Source organism: Arthrobacter sp. Hiyo1, assembly GCF_001263615.2.
In the GTDB taxonomy this organism is placed as follows: Bacteria; Actinomycetota; Actinomycetes; order Actinomycetales; family Micrococcaceae; genus Arthrobacter.
In genome coordinates, this window is record NZ_DF952468.1 from 251,081 (window position 1) to 254,812 (window position 3,732).

Annotated in this window: 5 protein-coding genes and 2 pseudogenes; all 7 read left to right on the forward strand. The window is 65.7% G+C overall.

Annotated features, from left to right (window positions below):
• Positions 1–302: pseudogene (locus AHiyo1_RS01035) on the forward strand (CoA ester lyase); the annotation flags it as partial.
• A 274-nt stretch (positions 303–576) separates the two neighbouring features.
• Positions 577–801, forward strand: coding sequence for a DUF3188 domain-containing protein (locus tag AHiyo1_RS01040; RefSeq protein WP_059387331.1), 225 nt, complete (start codon positions 577–579; stop codon positions 799–801).
• Positions 802–818: 17 nt separating this feature from the next.
• Positions 819–1,157, forward strand: a complete 339-nt coding sequence (locus AHiyo1_RS25975; RefSeq protein ID WP_253257104.1) for an FAD-dependent monooxygenase — start codon at positions 819–821, stop codon at positions 1,155–1,157.
• Positions 1,154–2,317: an FAD-dependent monooxygenase gene (locus tag AHiyo1_RS01045; RefSeq protein WP_340639281.1), complete on the forward strand. Its 1,164-nt coding sequence runs from the start codon at positions 1,154–1,156 to the stop codon at positions 2,315–2,317. Before AHiyo1_RS25975 ends, AHiyo1_RS01045 begins: the two co-directional genes overlap by 4 nt.
• Before the next feature lie 45 nt (positions 2,318–2,362).
• The gene (locus AHiyo1_RS01050; RefSeq protein WP_059387332.1) at positions 2,363–2,812 is read left to right on the forward strand and encodes an FAS1-like dehydratase domain-containing protein; all 450 of its coding nucleotides are present in this window, start codon (positions 2,363–2,365) and stop codon (positions 2,810–2,812) included.
• 2 nt (positions 2,813–2,814) lie between these two features.
• Entirely contained in the window at positions 2,815–3,252 is a 438-nt protein-coding gene (locus AHiyo1_RS01055; RefSeq protein ID WP_059387333.1) for a MaoC family dehydratase, read from the forward strand.
• Positions 3,249–3,732, forward strand: a pseudogene (locus AHiyo1_RS25980) (MFS transporter); the annotation flags it as partial. The gene AHiyo1_RS01055 and the pseudogene AHiyo1_RS25980, both read left to right, overlap by 4 nt.

Genomic DNA, 3,732 nt, shown 5'->3' on the forward strand with positions numbered 1-3,732 from the left:
ACCTGCCGGGCCCCATCGACGGCCCAACCGTCGGCACCAACCATCCGATCCTGCGCGAGCAGACCGGCATTACGGTGACCATGGGCATGACCGGCAAGCTCTGCCTGGCCATCGACCAGACCACGGTCATCAACGAGGTCATCAGCCCGACGCCGTCGGACGTCGCTTGGGCCACCGACTTCATGAACGACTTCGAAGCCAACGGCAGGGTCATCCGCGACGGCTCCGACCTCCCGCGCCTGGGCCGCGCCGAAAAGATCATGAAGCTTGCCGTTGCCTTCGGGGTCCAGCCCTCCCTCTAAGGGCTCCCTCCGACGCTAGAGCGCCCGCCGACGCTAGCTCACTTACATCCGGTTTTTTCAGGACGCTCGCTCACTTTTGACGGCAATTCCCGAAACCCTCCTGCAGATGATCTGCGCGAGCGTTGGTGGATTGGCGGCCATAGGTGAGCGGGCGTCCGCCCGCAACCGCTTATTTATGAGCGGGCGTCCGCACCCAACCGCTTATTTGTGAGCGGGCGTTCGTTGGTGTTGGGTCCTGACTCGACGCTTCTGACAAGTGCCCTAAACTTGGGGGGTGCTGAACGAATTCTGGGCCACGGCCTCTACCGCCTACAAGACGCTGGTTTTCAGCGCGATGGGGCTTATCGCCGTCGGGATCATCCTGACGATTATCGGCAACACCTCCCATAACCAAGGCCTTGCGCTGACGTCATTGTTCGTGATCGGGCTCGGCCTGGTCCTGCATGTCGTGGGCATGGTGGTCCGCGGACAGCAGGTCCGCAAGGGCTTGAAGAAGTAGCCTGGCGGAACATGGCGATGACCAAGCATGCGGTGGTAATCGCCGGAGGAGGCCCCACAGGGTTGATGCTGGCGGGCGAACTGGCGTTGGCCGGCGTCGACGTCGCGATCGTCGAGCGACGTCCCAACCAGGATCTCGCCGGATCCCGTGCAGGCGGTTTGCACTCACGCACCATCGAGGTCCTCGATCAGCGCGGAATCGCTGATCGCTTCCTGTCCGAGGGGCAAATAGCCCAGGTCGCGGGGTTCGGCGGCGTCCGTTTCGACATCAGCGACTTTCCCACCCGGCACAACTACGGCTCGGGCTGTGGCAGAACCACATCGAGCGCATTCTGGCGGGCTGGGTCGCCGAGCTGACCGTGCCGATCTATTACGGACGCGAGGTGACCGGTTTCGCGCAGGACGCTACCGGCGTCGACGTCGAGTTGTCCGACGGCGGGCCGTTGCGCGCGGAGTACCTCGTCGGGTGCGACGGCGGCCGCAGCCTGGTCCGCAAAGCAGCCGGCATCGAGTTCCCCGGATGGGATCCGACCACCAGTGCCCTGATCGCCCAGGTCGAGATGGCCGAGCAGCCGCCCTTGGGCGTCCACACCAATCCTTTCGGTATCCACTCCTTCGGCAAGCTGGATTACAAGATTCTCGACGGCAACGTGGTCTACGCGGATGGCGGGCCCGTGGGGGTCATGGTGACCGAACAGCACATCGGACCCACCACCGAACCGACCCTCCAAGACCTGAGCAACGCGCTCATCGCCGTATGCGGGACGGATTACGGGGTCCACAGTCCTATCTGGATCTCCAGGTTCACCGATATGACCCGGCAGGCCGCAAGCTACCGCGACGGACGGGTCCTGCTCGCGGGCGACGCGTCGCACGTTCATGCGCCCGACGGCGGACAGGGCCTCAACACCGGCGTGCAGGATGCCGTGAACCTGGGATGGAAGCTGGCCCAAGTGGTCAAGGGGACATCGCCGGAAAGCCTCCTCGATAGCTACCATGCCGAGCGCCATCCGGTGGCCGCCCGCGTGCTGCGCAATACGATGGCGAGTGTCGCGCTTCGCCGCCCGGACGACCGCACGAAGGCTTTGGGCGAGGTCATGGCCGAGCTGCTCGGCATGGAGGAACCGCGCAAGCGCTTCGCCGCGATGCAATCCGGCCTCGACGTACATTACGACGTCGGCAATGGGCACCCGCTGCTCGGACGACGCATGCCCGATCTCGACCTCGTCACCGCGGACGGGCCGATTCGCGTCTTCAGCCTGCTGCACGATGCCCGGCCGGCGCTCCTCAACCTCGGCGAACCCGGCACGATCGACATCACACCCTGGGCAGACCGTGTTCAGCTGATAGATGCCACATACCTTGGTGCGTGGGAGCTTCCGGCACTTGGCGAGGCCAGTCCTCCTGCCGCCGTGTTGATCCGGCCCGATGGATACGTGGCCTGGGTGGGAGACGGCACCCAAGCGGGCCTTGCCGACGCGCTCACCAGATGGTTCGGACCGCCTGCCTCGGGGTAGCGGTCCGGCTCTACGTACCGGCTCCCGGGCCGATAGGGTTGGAGCATGACTATTAACCCGGACTTGCAGGGCCGCAGCTACCCTGCCGCAGAGGTGTACGACGTCGGCCGCGAAAAGATCCGGGAGTTCGCCCGGGCCGTGAAGGCCACCCACCCCGCCCACTTCGACGTCGAAGCCGCCAAGGCCCTGGGCCACAGCGACCTCGTGGCCCCGCCGACCTTCGCAATCATCGTCGCCCAGCGGGCCGATGCCCAGCTGATCGAGGACCCCGATTCGGGGATTGACTTCAGCCGCGTGGTTCACGCCGACCAGCGCTTCACCCACCACCGCCCGATCATTGCCGGGGATCAGTTGCGGGCCGAACTGCACGTCGACGGCGTCCGCGCCATGGGCGGCGGGGCCATGATTACGACGCGTTCGGAAATCACAACGGTGGACGGCGAACGGGTCTCCACCACCACCTCGTCCATCCTGGTCCGCGGAGAGGGACAGTAACCATGAGCTTGAAACTTGAAGAACTCACCGTCGGGCAGGAAATCGGCGCCCGCAGCATCGAGGTCACGCGCCAGGACCTGGTCAAGTACGCCGGCGCGTCCGGCGACTTCAACCCGATCCACTGGAACGAGTCCTTCGCCACCGGCGTCGAACTTCCCGGAGTCATCGCCCACGGTATGTTCACCATGGGCTCCGCCGTGCAACTGGTGAGCGACTGGGCCGGCGACCCCGCCGCCGTCGTCGACTACCAGACGCGCTTCACCAAACCGGTGCTGGTCGCCGATACCACCGGTACCAGCGAGCCTGGTGCCGTGATCGAGGTCGCCGGAGTGGTGGGAGCGCTCGACGCCGAAGCCCGCACCGCGCGCATCGACCTGACCGTCACCTTCGCCGGCCAGAAGGTCCTCATGAAGTCCCAGGCCGTTGTGAAGCTCGCTTGAGCCGGCTGCAACAATCTGCACCTCGCGCCACCGCGGCGGAATTGTCGCGGTGGCGCACTGCTGTGGTGACCGCGTACGGCGCCAGTGGCCTGGCCTTCTCGTCGTGGGTGTCCCGTTTGCCGGCGATCCGCGATGGCCTGAACCTGACGCCCGGCACGGTAGGCCTCCTGCTGATGTGCATGACGGTGGCATCGTTCCTCTCCGTGTCCGCATCCGGGGTGATCGTGATCCGGCTCGGATCACGGTTGACCACGCGGATCGGCGGCGCCATGGTGGGCCTCGGCCTGGCGGTCGCCGGTTTTGGCACGTCTGTGCTGGCCAACCCGGTGGCCGTGGCGCTTGGACTCATGGTGATCGGCCTCGGAACGGCAAGCTGGAACACGGCATCGAATGTTGAAGGGGCGTCACTGGAACGCGCCCTTGAACGGCACATCATGCCCCGCCTCCACGGATCCTTCAGCCTCGGCACCGTTGCGGGCG

Excerpts from the sequence above, each read along its gene's own strand:
- AHiyo1_RS25975 (WP_253257104.1), top strand. The coding sequence starts at position 819 with ATGACCAAGCATGCGGTGGTAATCGCCGGAGGAGGCCCCACAGGGTTG.
- AHiyo1_RS01050 (WP_059387332.1), top strand. The coding sequence starts at position 2,363 with ATGACTATTAACCCGGACTTGCAGGGCCGCAGCTACCCTGCCGCAGAG.
- AHiyo1_RS01055 (WP_059387333.1), top strand. The coding sequence starts at position 2,815 with ATGAGCTTGAAACTTGAAGAACTCACCGTCGGGCAGGAAATCGGCGCC.